At 52.7% G+C, this 14,720-nt stretch carries 7 protein-coding genes and 1 pseudogene; 6 read left to right on the forward strand and 2 right to left on the reverse strand.

Going from position 1 to position 14,720, the window contains the following annotated elements; all coding sequences use genetic code 11:
• Positions 1-78: 78 nt before the first annotated feature.
• The 4 genes and pseudogenes from greB to EPYR_RS17085 all read left to right on the forward strand — a co-directional run bounded on the left by greB (position 79) and on the right by EPYR_RS17085 (position 9,890).
• The gene (gene greB / locus EPYR_RS17070) at positions 79-558 is read left to right on the forward strand and encodes a transcription elongation factor GreB (protein WP_015899111.1); all 480 of its coding nucleotides are present in this window, start codon (positions 79-81) and stop codon (positions 556-558) included.
• 124 nt (positions 559-682) lie between these two features.
• Positions 683-3,010 carry a Tex family protein gene (locus EPYR_RS17075; RefSeq protein WP_014539707.1) on the forward strand — a complete coding sequence of 776 codons (2,328 nt, stop codon included), beginning with the start codon at positions 683-685 and terminating at the stop codon, positions 3,008-3,010.
• Between the two features lie 829 nt (positions 3,011-3,839).
• Positions 3,840-4,870, forward strand: a pseudogene (locus EPYR_RS17080) (IS630 family transposase).
• Positions 4,871-5,060: 190 nt separating this feature from the next.
• On the forward strand, positions 5,061-9,890 hold the full coding sequence (locus EPYR_RS17085) for a hypothetical protein (protein ID WP_014539712.1): 4,830 nt from the start codon (positions 5,061-5,063) through the stop codon (positions 9,888-9,890).
• Between the two features lie 457 nt (positions 9,891-10,347).
• Here EPYR_RS17085 and bioH read toward each other — a convergent pair whose 3' ends face one another.
• Positions 10,348-11,124, reverse strand: coding sequence for a pimeloyl-ACP methyl ester esterase BioH (bioH, locus tag EPYR_RS17090; RefSeq protein ID WP_015899115.1), 777 nt, complete (start codon positions 11,122-11,124; stop codon positions 10,348-10,350).
• Positions 11,125-11,158: 34 nt separating this feature from the next.
• On the opposite strand from bioH, the gene gntX reads away from it, so the two are divergent.
• On the forward strand, positions 11,159-11,842 hold the full coding sequence (gene gntX / locus EPYR_RS17095; RefSeq protein ID WP_014539714.1) for a DNA utilization protein GntX: 684 nt from the start codon (positions 11,159-11,161) through the stop codon (positions 11,840-11,842).
• 58 nt (positions 11,843-11,900) lie between these two features.
• Entirely contained in the window at positions 11,901-12,476 is a 576-nt protein-coding gene (gene nfuA / locus EPYR_RS17100; protein WP_012442903.1) for a Fe-S biogenesis protein NfuA, read from the forward strand.
• A 174-nt stretch (positions 12,477-12,650) separates the two neighbouring features.
• On the opposite strand, the gene malQ is transcribed toward nfuA, so the two are convergent.
• On the reverse strand, positions 12,651-14,720 hold the full coding sequence (malQ, locus tag EPYR_RS17105; protein WP_014539715.1) for a 4-alpha-glucanotransferase: 2,070 nt from the start codon (positions 14,718-14,720) through the stop codon (positions 12,651-12,653).

The following is a 14,720-nucleotide window of genomic DNA, read 5'->3' on the forward strand; positions in this document are numbered from 1 at the left end:
CCATTACGCAAGGCGAATTTGCATCCCTGCATCCAACGCAACACAATAGCGTCAAAACAAGATAAAAGATGGCTGACGATGAAAACCAAACTGATTACTCGCGAAGGCTATAATCTGCTCAAGCAGGAACTGGATTTCCTCTGGCGCGAAGAACGCCCGGAAGTGACCAAAAAGGTGACCTGGGCGGCCAGCCTCGGTGACCGCAGTGAAAATGCTGACTATCAGTACAACAAAAAGCGCCTGCGTGAGATCGATCGCCGGGTGCGCTATCTGACCAAGTGTCTCGAACAGCTGCGTATTGTCGACTACTCACCACAGCAGGATGGCAAAGTGTTCTTCGGTGCCTGGGTCGAAGTAGAAAACGATGACGGCGACATCAAACGTTTTCGCATTGTCGGCTACGATGAGATTTTTGGCCGTAACGACTATATCTCTATCGACTCGCCGATGGCGCGCGCGCTGCTGAAAAAAGAGGTCGGCGATGCCGCCACCGTATTTACCCCGGCGGGTGAAGCGCTGTGGTACATCAACGACATCAGCTATGTGACAGAGATCTGATTTTGTAGAACAGCCTGCCCTATCGTCTGCCAACGCGCCGCCTGAAAGATAAAGGGCGTCTGGCATTATGCGGCGGCAATCCGTATAACTGGTGCCAATTTCTTAAGCCATAAAGTATCCAACCATGATGAAAGATTCGCTAAGTCGCCTGATTGCAAATGAGTTGCAGGCCCGGGAAGAACAGGTTGAAGCCGCTGTTCGCCTGCTGGACGAAGGAAATACCGTGCCGTTTATCGCACGTTATCGTAAGGAAGTGACCGGGGGGTTAGATGATACCCAGCTGCGCCAGCTTGAAACCCGCCTGAGTTATCTGCGCGAACTGTCCGATCGCCGCCAGTCGATTCTGAAATCGATTGCCGATCAGGGCAAACTGACCGACGATCTGGCCGCCGCCATCAATGCCACGCTGAGTAAAACCGAACTGGAAGACCTCTATCTGCCGTACAAACAGAAGCGCCGTACGCGTGGACAGATTGCCATCGAGGCCGGCCTGCAACCGCTGGCGGAAACGCTGTGGCAACAGCCGGAGAACCAGCCGGAACAGCTGGCAGCAGAGTATATCAACGCGGATAAAGGCGTTGCCGACAGTAAATCTGCCCTCGACGGGGCGCGCTATATTCTGATGGAGCGCTTCGCAGAAGATGCCGGCCTGCTGGCTAAAGTGCGCGACTATCTGTGGAAAAACGCCCATCTGGTCTCCCGGGTCGTTGAAGGGAAAGAAGAGGAAGGGGCAAAATTCCGCGACTACTTTGACCATCACGAAGCGTTGTCAACGGTGCCTTCTCACCGCGCGCTGGCGATGTTCCGTGGCCGTAACGAAGGCATCCTCCAGCTGGCGCTGAATGCCGACCCGCAGTTCGAGGAGCCGCCGCGTGAAAGCCACGGTGAACAGATCGTCAGCGAACACCTCAACCTGCGTCTGAACAATGCCCCGGCGGATAGCTGGCGCAAGGCGGTAGTGAGCTGGACCTGGCGCATCAAGGTGCTGCTGCATCTTGAAACCGAGCTGATGGGCAGCGTGCGCGAACGTGCGGAAGATGAAGCGATTAACGTCTTTGCCCGCAACCTGCACGACCTGCTGATGGCGGCTCCGGCCGGGATGCGTGCCACCATGGGTCTCGATCCGGGTCTGCGTACCGGGGTGAAAGTCGCGGTGGTGGACGCAACCGGCAAACTGGTGGCCACCGATACCATTTATCCGCATACCGGCCAGACAGCGAAAGCGGCTGCTGCTGTGGCTGCGCTGTGCACCCGACATCATGTTGAACTGGTGGCCATCGGCAACGGCACCGCCTCACGCGAGACCGAACGTTTCTATCTCGACGTGCAGAAACAGTTCCCACAGGTGCAGGGGCAAAAGGTGATCGTCAGTGAGGCGGGCGCATCGGTCTATTCCGCTTCCGAGCTGGCCGCGCTGGAGTTCCCTGACCTCGACGTGTCGCTACGTGGCGCGGTGTCCATCGCCCGTCGCTTGCAGGATCCGCTCTCCGAGCTGGTAAAGATCGACCCGAAATCGATTGGCGTTGGCCAGTATCAGCATGATGTCAGCCAAAGCCAGCTGGCGAAAAAGCTCGATGCGGTAGTGGAAGACTGCGTTAACGGGGTCGGCGTCGATCTCAACACCGCCTCGGTGCCGCTGCTGACCCGCGTGGCGGGCTTAAGCAAAATGATCGCCCAGAACATTGTTCGCTGGCGCGATGAGAATGGCCGTTTCCAGAACCGCCAGCAGCTGCTGAAGGTCGGCCGCCTCGGGCCGAAAGCCTTTGAGCAGTGTGCCGGCTTCCTGCGTATCAGCCAGGGCGATAACCCGCTGGACACCTCAACGGTGCACCCGGAAGCCTATCCGGTGGTTGAACGCATTCTGGCCGCTACCGAGCAGGCGCTGAATGAGCTGATGGGTAACCCCGCTGCGTTACGCGACCTGAAAGCCGTGGATTTCACCGACGAGCGCTTCGGCGTGCCGACCGTCAGCGACATTATCAAAGAGCTGGAAAAACCGGGTCGCGACCCGCGCCCTGAGTTTAAAACCGCGCAGTTTGCTGACGGCATCGACACCATGAACGACCTGCTGCCGGGCATGGTGCTGGAAGGATCGGTGACCAACGTCACCAACTTCGGTGCTTTCGTTGATATCGGCGTGCATCAGGACGGCCTGGTGCACATCTCCTCGCTGGCCGATAAATTTGTCGATGACCCGCACAAGGTGGTGAAAGCGGGAGATGTCGTCAAAGTAAAGGTGCTGGAAGTCGACCTGCAACGTAAACGCATTGCCCTGACCATGCGCCTTGACGAGCAGCCTGGTGAAACCAACGCCCGTCGCGGCGGGGCTAATAGCTCGGCTAACGCGCGTTCCCGGCCGGCCAAAGCCGTTAACAAGCGCCCGGCCGCTCAAGGTGCGGGAAACAGCGCAATGGGCGACGCGCTGGCGGCCGCCTTTGGTAAGAAAAGCTAATCTCACCGGGCGAGCCTGTCGGCCCGCCCTTTTTCACCCATGCCTCTGTACCAGTCATCGCGACTTTACTCTCCAGCCCTGCCGGTATGACCAGGTTATGATTTTGTCATCTGCATCTACACCTCCGGATGTTCTCCTGCGGTCATCCTGACCACAGGGAGCAAAGCGTATCGTCATTGACTACCCAGACTAATGCCGCCAGTGCTGAACAGGAAGACGCTATCAGCATAATATGACTCACCAGAACGCGGCCTGGATGGAAGAAGGGGTGCAGGTATCCGGCCTTTTCCCTCTCTCACAACGCGCTTACCCGTCGATCCACGAACAGCCCTGATGAAGAATAATAATTCCTGCGTCATAGTGACGCCATCAGAATAAAAAAAGCAGAAAAATATTTCTGCTCTTGCTACCCCTGCAGGGGAATAAAGTTATTTTCATATCAGAGAAAGATTCTTTAAGGCGATTAAAAGCCAAGCCTGACAATAATTCAGTTTAATTAACACGTAACCTGTTGGGTGATGCGCTATTGCGCTTTTTTAGCCGATGAAGTGCAAACACCCCTTCACTAATAAAGATATTTTAATTAATAAGTTTTGTGAATTACACCTTGTTTTTTATTTGAGGATCGGGATTTTTTATAAAAAACCTCACAATAAAGAAGGAGCGCTATTTATGTTATTGATTAACTCCTTACTACCTTTATATTCGTTATTCAACGGAATTCTGCTAAATAACTGTTCGGAATAGTAGATCACTTATGGGGAACTCAGTCCGGATTATGCGATCTGATCAATCGCTGAATATCTCAAATCACCANCCGGACTGAGCAATGCCGATCATAGCACCAATACCCAGAACTGAACGACGCTTCATGCAGAAAACGATCCATAAAACAAAGGACAAAAACCACGCCCGGCGGCTCACCGCCATGCTGATGCTGCATCGTGGTGACACCGTCAGTCATGTTGCCAGAACGCTCTGCTGTGCCCGTTCGTCGATTGGTCGCTGGATTAACTGGTTCACGCTGTCTGGCGCTGAAGGACTGAAGTCATTGCCGTCAGGACGTGGGAGGCGCTGGCCGTTCGAGCATATTTGCGCATTGCTGCGTGAGCTTGTTAAGCATTCTCCCGGCGATTTTGGTTATCAGCGTTCNCGCTGGAGTACCGAACTGCTGGCGATAAAAATCCGTGATGTCACCGGTTGTTCGCTACATGCTTCAACTATCCGGCGATGGTTACCTGCAGCCGGACTGGTATGGCGCAGAGCAGCACCAACACTGCATATCAGGGACCCGTATAAGGAAGAAAAAATGGCAGCGATTAATGTGGCGTTAGCCAGTTGTAGCACAGAACACCCGGTTTTTTACGAAGATGAAGTAGATATCCACCTCAATCCCAAAATCGGCGCTGACTGGCAGTTACGCGGGCAGCAAAAGCGCGTTGTCACGCCGGGCCAGAATGAAAAGTACTATCTTGCCGGTGCGCTGCACAGTGGTACGGGTAAAGTCCGCTACGTTGGTGGAAACAGTAAGGTTCATCCTTATTTATCAGACTGTTAAAACACCTGAAGGCGACATACCGGCGGGCAAAAACGATTACGCTTATTGTCGATAACTACATCATCCACAAAAGCTGTGAAACGTTGCGTTGGCTGAAAGCAAACCCAAAGTTCAGGGTGATTTANCAGCCGGTTTACTCGCCGTGGGTCAATCATGTCGAACGGTTGTGGCAGGCGCTTCATGAGACAATAACCCGAAATCACCAGTGCCGTTCAATGTGGCAACTGTTGAAAAAGGTTCGTCACTTTATGGAAACGGTAAGCCCATTCCCCGGTGGAAAACATGGACTGGCTAAAGTGTAGCGGTATTAGGATCAGTTATTTAGCTGAAGAAATAAATAATAAAGCTATAAACAGCGGTAGAAAAAACCGGTGCTAAAAGCACCCACCAGGATTCGTCAGGGCTACCTAACTCTCTGATTAAAATGAAAAACAGCGCTAACCCGGATGACTTTTATTATTAAAGGCTTATTTTTAACCCAGGAAGCAAATAATGCCAAACTTCGCCTCAACACTATCATTTTTATCCCGTTCATTCACCGGAAAACTCAATTCCCCAGCGATACCGGCCCCCGAAGAACATGAGATCTGGTTCGACTCTCTTGATTATGTATACACGGGGGATTTCTGGTTTGATGCGAAAGACAGATTCCCGGATGAAAATATTTCCGCAATGGAATATGCCGACACTCGGGTTCCCATCTCGGAAGACCTTTACCGTTGCGCAAAAAAAATCATCATTATTTTTGCCAATTTTAAGCAAAGCGAACTGTTTTCTCAGCTGTTTGCAGAATTATTTCCCGGTATTCCTTTCAACATTCTTATGGCCGTTAACGACCTGTGTGACGCTATTATCAATAAAAAGCATATCGACAGCCTCGTGCTGCAAACCCTTTCTCTGGTATCCTGGTACCTTCCGGAAGATATCAATATCATTTCCAAGCTGGCCGCCTTTATCAGAGAGACGATAATCAACTGGACGGGTGCATCGTTTTTGCGTGACAGCCGGGACGGGAATGAAGACCATCAGGATCATCTGTATATGGCGCTGGCCGTAGCAGCTGTAGTAACCAGCTATTTTATAACCGATCCGGGTGCTCCACAGCGTGCTGTATTGCGAATACCTGTCTTTACGGCCAATTTGCTGCTGCGCGCCCGCTATTATTGGAAAGCGCTGGGCGCTATGGTGCAAAAAGTTATCCTCCCGGAGGAGACGGCCCGCCTGCCCGCCTTCGAGGTGGACAGCAGCATTGAAACGACTTCATACGCCGGCGAAGCGGAAGGCTTTACCCTGGCCGGTGGCGAACCGAAAAGGGTCATCACCGGATTAACATCGAACTCAACTGCAACCGCTGCAGCTTATACTAAGGCAACGGTGGAAAACCAGAGGACGAAGACGCCTGGAGTCGTCGTCAACCTGGCTGAGAAAGCAAATGCTTGGGCGATTCAGCAGCTGATGAGAGAGAGCAGGCTGTCCGACATCTTTTATTGCACAATCCGTAAAACGGAAACGAGTCAACAGCTGGACGGGCGGGAATTAACCTATACGTATTTCAACACGCAGTGCGAAGCCATACAGTTTCCGGCACCTTTGCATCAAGGCGCTGACGATATTCATGAGCATACTATGGAGCAGGAAACGGTGGCGCGCTCGCCAGCAACCAGGCCCTGTGCTTACCCCCTGCTTCCCGTTGTGCCTATTGTTGCGGCAACGACCACCTACACTACTGCGCTGAAAAGCAAAACAATGGTTGTTGCCGCTACTGCTGCCGGACTGGGCACGGTTGCCGGTATTGCCATCGCTCTGACCCACTTTGCCAGCGAACGGTTGAAAAAGCTGCTTGATAAGGTTCTTTCCGCGCCGGACGAAAAGGATAATTTATCCTTACCAGCGGAAGCCTTGCCCCACAGGCAACATATCTTGACCGTTAAGCAAAAAGTTAACCGTCGGCTGGCAAAGAAAATGATAAAAGCAGGCATGCTTGATAAATACCAAGCGTTCCACACCCTTCGCCTGGAGGAGATCATCGCGGCAGTCGGCATGACTCTTTTTTCTCCATATCCTGCTGATATATATGGCGTGACCGAGTTTGATAAGAGGCTGGAGGTGGTGGCAAAAATAATCCTGCGGGCACAGAATTTTTATGGCGGTCGTTCGAATGAAGAAATCAGCTTTGCCCGGGCCGGGATGGTGGTGAGGAACTGGCTGTTTGATAACGTGCTGAACATGCCCGTCGAATCCTGGCTTGCAGGAAAGCTGGCAGGTTCAAAGTACCCTGAACAGTTTAGCGCCGACGCCATGAGAGCCATGCTGGAACTGAAAGCGCTCTGCTCGGCCAAAGTGCTCAATGTGGAGGCTCTCACCCACTGGCAACAGGGGCAGTTTGAAGCATTCTGGAATTATGCGCTGGATAACACGGTTCCCTTCAGGAATGTCCTTAAAACGGACGCGTTGAAATCCATGAATGCCATGGATGAGGGGTTTGTCTGGCTCTCTTCCGGCACGCTGTTGTTGAAAGATATGGGTGTGCAGCTGGACGATCTCAGTGCCGAAGATTATCAGATGGTCGGTAAGGCACTGTGGGTGATGGCGGACTCCGGCGATATACCTAGTAGTTATCTGAGATATTTCATCCTGCCCGCCATGCTGTTTGGGGCGATAAGCCAACCGGCAAATGCATCCGGCCCTGAGAGTAGTCAATATATAAACCGCGTAATGGCAGTGAAGGTGTATGCTGATTACCTCAAAGACACGGCTCCGGTTTATGCTGACTTCCGTTCGAAGGTCGACGCATTCACGCAGGCAATAAAGGAATGGAAAACCCGTGGAAAAATAGCAGATAAATATGCTGAGCAATGTCCGGAGGACATTCTTAGGTTATTGGGACGTATATCCCTGAAGAGTGCAAACTATCCCATAGGAGAGATTGGTCCCTCAATGCAATCACTGGAGCATTTTACACCTGATAAAGAGATTAACGCTGGCAAAGACGCTGTCAGGCAAGCCTATCTCAATGGTATAACTCCTTTGAAATGTAAGCCAGCTGATGTCACCAGTGAATTTGCATCGCAAACCATGCGGCTGGCAGATACATTTTCGGCGGTGGATGAATACTTGCTGGCCGTGGCAATGGCTGAGTTATATGAAAGCGAACTGAACTTTATTAACTCAGACGGTGCCGTTATAAAAGAGGTATCACCACAACTTATCAATTCAGTGATAAAGCAACATTGGGAAAGGGCAATAAAAGAACTTAAAAAAACAGATGTTTACTCAGTCGTCGTCGGTAAAGAAGAGCGAATATATGCTGTAATTGAAAAAATAAACAACGGATATCAAATTGTTCGCGTTGACAGAGAAGTCGGTGAATATATCAAGCATGACCTTTTTGACTTTAAGGCAAAAGGGATCATAGAGGTATTAAATGATAATTCCATCTTAGTATATGACGACTTCACATGCACGAATTCTGAGAGTTATACCCTGATTTTTAATAATCGTGAAAATACGCTTAAAGAAGAGGGAGTGCCTTCGCATAAGGTAGTGTTATATTATAAATCTAAGCACAAAAACGATTTTTATCGTCATTTATGGTCTGAAGGGTACACAAAAACATCAGCGGATAAAACATGGGATGTGGTTAAACACTTTATTCCTTTCTATGATTGCGCCACTGACGAATTTCCCAGTAATGTCGTCTCCTGCTTCTTTGATATTCTGGGTCTTGTGCCTTTTGTAGGCGAGGCCATAAGCCTGGGAGGGAAGTTTAGCAAAAGCCTGTACGCAGCGATAAAGTCCGGAACGTTCGTTTTAGTCTTGAGGGATCTGTCGCGGAATACGGCAAAAACGGCCGTAACCGAGGCTGTGAAAAAAATTAGCCTACCGACAGTAAAAGAACTGGCCTCATTGAGTAAAACTGCCATCCAGGGGCTGGATCCGGGGTTCGAACTGTTAAGTCTCACGACCAAATATTCTGGATCGGGGCTAAGCGCCATTTTTACACAACTTATGAAGGGTATGAGCGCTTTAGATATTAAAAATATGAGAGAAATTCTTCATAAAATAAAGAAATCCGGTGTGATTGAAACGGTGCTACCTCGTAAAAATTTACCTCGCGATATGGCATATCTCCCGGATGCAGAAAACATCAAAGTTCCAGTCCAATATGTGCGAAAAGAAGGCCGTAAGAAACTCTATACGATCGTTGACCCTGACACGAAGGAAGCTCTGGAATGGGTTTATACTATTAAAAAGGGGAAGCTAAAACCAGTTTTTAAAAAACCACGTAAACGGAAAGATAAAACTGATATTAAGACAGTGAAAAAGGTGCATCCATCGGATGTAAAAAAGCAAACCGCACCCGGGGGAGACCCTGTTAAAGAAGCGGCTCTCTCTGCCTCCTGCCCAAAGCGTATCAAACGAGGCATTGATGAACTGTGTAATTCAAGACCCTATGAACAAGTTGATAAAAACATAAACAGTTGGATAGTGAGATTAACTGAGGGCCCTGCTTTGATATCCAGATTATCTATCTTAAAAGTTATCAATCCGGTTCGTTATGAGATAATTCAAACTTGCCTTGATAATGTCTATAGAACAGTCGAAGCTGCTGATAAGCTTATAAAAAATATGAGCTACTATGATTTGAAAATCGCTTTTAAGATGTATACAAGAATCTCAATAACCACCGATCAACAACTCATTACATTGAGAGAAAATCTGTCAAAAATGATTAATGCTGTCAGATTCTTTTGGGCCACTAGCCCAACCCATATCTTTATTATGAGCTGTCCTTCAATCCCACATACGACCGCTGCATTTGATCATAATGCCCAAGCGATGTATGTGAGTAACGTTCTTTTTAACCTCAAGAACCCGGCTCATGCAGAAAAAATCTTTATGCATGAATGTTCACATGGGGGGGCGAATACAGGAGATTTTTGGTATTATCCTCCTTACCCAAGTACATCAATCATAGAGGATAGTAGACGAGCAAATGTTGATGTATCTACTCAATATAACAACTTTATTGCCGGAAAGCTTGAGCCAGATCCTCTGGAAAATATGGTCGTGGGTCCGGATTTTGTGCGAAAATTTGGACCTCCTGTAGATACAGGTCAGGCAAAAGCTCTGGGTATCAGGCAGGCACTGTTGTTGAACAATGTTGAGGTAGCTGACCTGGCGGTAGCAAATGCCGACACATTAGCTGACTTTCTTCAGAGGTTTGTTCATGCATCAGGACGGAATGTCCGGGTTAACGTCGATGACCTTTTCCTTGATCCCCAAAGTTTAGTCGATTTCCCTTCCTTACCAAATAATTAGAACGCAAGAAAATACGGCCCAGCATCCTGTGATGCCTGGAGGTTAAAATGTGTCATTGACCGTTTTTTATGGTGTACTCTCCCCAACGCAGACTGGCTAATTATGGATGATCGATGATAAAGAAACGTTAAGCGCTCGCAGCTGAGCGCGGCCCGTTACGTTTTTATGGCCTGATGCGAGTGAGCGGCAGAAGTGCTGAACCTGTTGGCCTTTAGCGTTGCGCTGCTGTCATGCGAAACTGTTCTCTTAAAGCGCGCGTGCATTTTCTGCCAACGACGCGGCAATTTTCCCGTGCCGCTGTAACCATGCCGCCACACGAGCCGTCTTTCAACATGGCAATAGGCTGACGGATAGGGTTAACGAGTTGGGCAATATGACTTAGCCCGGCCAGGGTAGCTTCTGCCGCGATTACCGTTGCGGCAAGCAGCGAGGATTCAATTGCGATGACGGCGCAGATTTACGCAAGCAGCCTGTCGCTAAACGCGATAACCTGCTCAGAGAACGCCTCCGGGTGGGAGATAAACGGCGCGTGGGCAGCCCTGGCGATAATATGGCTGCGGCTGGTGGGCCAGCTTACGTCCAGCAACGCGGCGATGCTGCGCGGCACCAGCCCGTCCAGCGCGCCGTACAGGCGCAGCAGCGGCATCTGTAGTTCCTGCATCGCCTGACGCAAATCAGCGGTACGTAAGATTTCCAGACCGCCGTTGAGCACCTCTGCCGCCGGCATGGGTTGATCCAGCACCACGCTTTTCAGCATGCGTGCATCCTGCCGGGCGCTGTCGCTTCCCAGCGTTTGCAGCGCGAGAAAACGCTCAACGGTGCGCTGGAAATCCTCACGCAGCTGCTGCTGAAAGCCGCTTAAGGTTTCCGCTTTGATCCCCGGCCATCCCGGCTGCGCGCTGAAGCAAGGCGAGGAAGCCACGCTAATCAGCCCACTCACCCGCTGCGGATGGCTGAGAGCCAGCTGGCTGGCCACCAAGCCACCCAGCGACCATCCCAGCCAGATGGCCCGCTCCGGAGCCTGCGGCAAAATGGCGGCCACCATGTCATCTAATGTCATCGCCGGGTATCCCTGGCTGCGACCGTAGCCGGGTAGATCCACCAGGTGCAGACAAAAATGTGCGCCAAGTCGTTCGCTGATGCAATGCCAAACCGCCGCATTCAGTCCCCATCCGTGCAGCAGCACAAGATGACGATCGCCTTGCCCAATAGTCTCCCAATGAAGTCCCGTCATGGGGTAGAGTCCTGTTTTATCCAGTGAGGTCTCTATGCTATCAATACCTGCAGGCTGTTGGCTATGCGCGATGCCGCTGACTTTCGCCATCCACGGACTGTGCAGCGTCTGTCTGCGTCAGCTGCTGGTGCAGCCCGCCTGCTGCCCGCGCTGTGGTTTACCGGCCGGGGGCAGCAGGCATGAATGCGGCCGCTGTCTGCGCCGTCCGCCGCCGTGGCAGCGGCTGATTGCCGTATCGGCGTGGCACCCCCCGCTCAGCCAGCTGGTTAACCGACTGAAGTTTTACCGCGCCACCGCACTTGCGGTGATGCTGGCACGGTTATTACTGCTACGCTGGCTACAACAGCGCCGTGAAAGCGGGCTGCGACGTCCCGATGTGCTACTCACGGTGCCACTGCATCATTACCGGGCGTGGCAACGTGGCTATAATCAGTTAGAGGACATCGCACGGCGTCTCGCTCGCTGGGTGCCATGCCGCTATTCGCCACAGGCCATTACGCGGATACGTGCGGCAAAAATTCAGCACCGGCTGGGTGCGCTGGCGCGGCGTAAAAACTTGCGCGGGGCTTTTCGTCTTGAAACAGCGGTGCGCGGATGCCATATCGCTCTGCTTGATGATGTGGTCACTACCGGCAGTACCGCCGCTGAAATCAGCCGCGTTTTGCTGGCCAATGGCGCGGCCAGCGTCGAGATATGGTGCCTGTGCCGCACCTTGTAGAGCAGCGGTGATGGGCGTATTATAACCAACTGAATTAGTCAACTATTGAGCAATCGCCATGATCCTAATCACCGACTCTGCACAAGAGCACTTCGCAAAACTGCTGTCAAAGCAGGAAGATGGCACCCAAATTCGCGTATTCGTTATCAATCCGGGTACGCCAACCGCCGAGTGCGGCGTCTCCTACTGCCCACCTGATGCGGTAGAAGCAACCGATACTGAGCTGAAGTTTGACAAGCTGTCGGCGTTTGTTGATGAGCTGAGCGCCCCTTACCTGCAAGATGCTGAAATCGACTTTGTTACCGACAATCTGGGTTCTCAGTTAACGCTGAAAGCCCCCAATGCCAAAATGCGTAAAGTCAGCGACGATGCCCCACTCATTGAGCGCGTAGAATACCTGTTGCAGGCGCAGATCAATCCACAGCTGGCCAGCCACGGGGGTAAAGTTTCTTTGATGGAAATCACCGATGAAGGTTACGCTATCCTGCAATTTGGCGGCGGCTGTAACGGCTGTTCAATGGTCGATGTCACCCTGAAAGAAGGCATCGAAAAAGAGATGCTGGCCGCGTTCCCCGAGCTGAAAGGCGTGCGTGACCTGACCGAGCACCAGCGTGGTGAACACTCGTTCTACTGATAGTCAAGGGGCCGGGATACTGGCCCCCTTGCGTACCGGGCCATCCTCTTGTCCGGCTGGCCGCCTGTAAAACCCAAAAAACCGCTTTCTTTCTTACCGACAGCCTGCCGGTATCTCATGGCAGAGCGCCTGTCCACATCGGCCCCCCCTCTCCCGGCCGCCGCAAACCGCAAATCAGCCGCTGCGGCGTTTATTAAGGTCTTTGAGCAGGCGGTTTATTCTGGCGTCAGTAAACATCTCCTCCTGCGTCACGCTTAGCTTGCGTCGCCAGTTTGGGTACTGGTCAGTGGTGCCCGGTACGTTGACCGGCTTTTCCATATCCAGCCAGTCCTCGGGCTGCAAGCCCAGCAGCGCACTGTTGCTATCGGCAATAAAACGCTGCATACCACGATTCAGTACCGACGACATTGCCATTTTGGCCGCCCGTTTACCGCTGCGTTTCGCTACACAGCCGCTGCGGTGCAGGGCATCCAGCAGCGCCTGTTTTTTGCGCGCCCGGTCGGCAAAGAGTTCGCTGAGTACCTGCTTATCCGGGTACAGCCCCAGCGTTTCGCCAAGGATTAAGTCCCCTTCGTTCCAGAAACCGCGTAGCGTCGGCAGATCGTGGGTGGTGGCGCTGGCCATTGACTGACGTGGCCAGGCATCAGGAGAACGGTAACGCCCCGACTCATCCTGCTCGAAATAGAGGACTTTCCAGGAATAGATGCCGCTGGCACGCAGTTTGCTGACGATCTCCGGCGGAACCGTGCCGAGATCTTCACCTATCACCATGCACTGTTGGCGCTCGCTTTCCAGGGCGAGGATCGCCATCAGATCGTCCACCGGGTAGTGAACATAGGCACCAAAGTTGGCGGTTTCACCGTAAGGGATCCACCACAGGCGCAGCAGCGACATCACATGATCGATACGCAATGCGCCGCAGTTGACCATATTTGCGCGCAGCATATCGATAAAGGGCTGATAACCCCGCGCGGTCAGCACATGCGGATCCATCGGCGGCAGCCCCCAGTTCTGCCCCTGCGGGCCAAGGATATCCGGCGGCGCGCCTACCGATGCCTGCAGGCGATACAGTTCGCGGTCACACCAGGTTTCTGCACCGCCTTGCGCCACGCCAACTGCCAGGTCGCGGTACAGGCCAATCGCCATATGATGCTGCCGGCAGCACTGCCAGCATTCGGCGAACTGACGGTCGGCCAGCCACTGCAGCCACTGCCAAAAACGCACTTCATCAGCCCGTTCACAACGGAACTGCTGCACCGCGTCGCTGCGCCCGTGCTGATAAGCTTCCGGCCAGGCCGGCCAGCCCCAGCGCTCCGGGTCTTGTTGCAGCATCTGCGCGTGAAGGGCGTCATAGGCAGCCTGGTCAGACAGACTTTGCCCGCCGTCGACAATAAACCGCTCGAAGTCAGTGTGGCTGGGATCCTGCAGCGTACGCTGCGAGAACTGCTGCCAGGCGTAGCGCAGCCCGCGAATTTTGAGTTCAGCCACCGTGGCGTAATCCACCCATTCTGCCTGGCGCGCCTTCTCCAGCCGCTGCCGGGTATTCTTTTGCCGCCACCAGCGCTGCGCGGCCTGGCTTTGCTGGAAGTCGGCAACCGCCGCCACGTCGATATACATCACGTTGAGCCAGCGGCGCGATGAAGGGCTGTAAGGGCTGGCGTTTTCCGGGATGCCGGGGTACAGAGCGTGGATGGGGTTAAGGCCGATAAAGGAGCCGCCACGTACGGCAATCTCACTGACCATGCGTTTCAGATCGCCGAAGTCGCCTGCCCCCCAGTTGTGCTGCGAGCGAAGGGTGTAAAGCTGCACCATCGCGCCCCACAATTTGCCGCCCTGTTTGAGCGCTACCGGTTCATAACAGCGTTTCGGTGCAATAATCACCCGGCACGCCCACTGCTTCTTCCCCTGGCTAAGCAGCAGCTGATGATAGCCGTTGGGCAAATTCGCCGGCAGCATCAGCAGCTCACCAGCGGATACGCTACCCTGAAACGTCTTGCCGTGCTCGCCGCGCAGCTGCCATTGATAGTTGCCTTTGCCGGCAATCTCTAGCTGCTGAACCCGTTTTTTCAGCAGCACCTTACAGGGGGGCAGCGGGGCGTTGCTGGCTTTTTGCGGCTTATTCATTGCCGCCAGCAGCTTTTCACCCGTCGCCTGGCTGACGGCCTGCTCCTGACCGGCGGCATTGATCCAGCTGGTAGCAATACCGGCCTTTGCAGCGGCCTGTTCACACTTTTTCACGCTCAT

Source organism: Erwinia pyrifoliae DSM 12163 (assembly GCF_000026985.1).
GTDB classification, from domain to species: domain Bacteria; phylum Pseudomonadota; class Gammaproteobacteria; order Enterobacterales; family Enterobacteriaceae; genus Erwinia; species Erwinia pyrifoliae.

Coding starts and splice junctions, on each gene's coding strand:
- nfuA (WP_012442903.1), top strand. CDS start 11,901: ATGATCCTAATCACCGACTCTGCACAAGAGCACTTCGCAAAACTGCTG.
- EPYR_RS17085 (WP_014539712.1), top strand. CDS start 5,061: ATGCCAAACTTCGCCTCAACACTATCATTTTTATCCCGTTCATTCACC.
- greB (WP_015899111.1), top strand. CDS start 79: ATGAAAACCAAACTGATTACTCGCGAAGGCTATAATCTGCTCAAGCAG.
- gntX (WP_014539714.1), top strand. CDS start 11,159: ATGCTATCAATACCTGCAGGCTGTTGGCTATGCGCGATGCCGCTGACT.
- malQ (WP_014539715.1), bottom strand. CDS start 14,720: ATGAGCGTGAAAAAGTGTGAACAGGCCGCTGCAAAGGCCGGTATTGCT.
- EPYR_RS17075 (WP_014539707.1), top strand. CDS start 683: ATGATGAAAGATTCGCTAAGTCGCCTGATTGCAAATGAGTTGCAGGCC.
- bioH (WP_015899115.1), bottom strand. CDS start 11,124: ATGACGGGACTTCATTGGGAGACTATTGGGCAAGGCGATCGTCATCTT.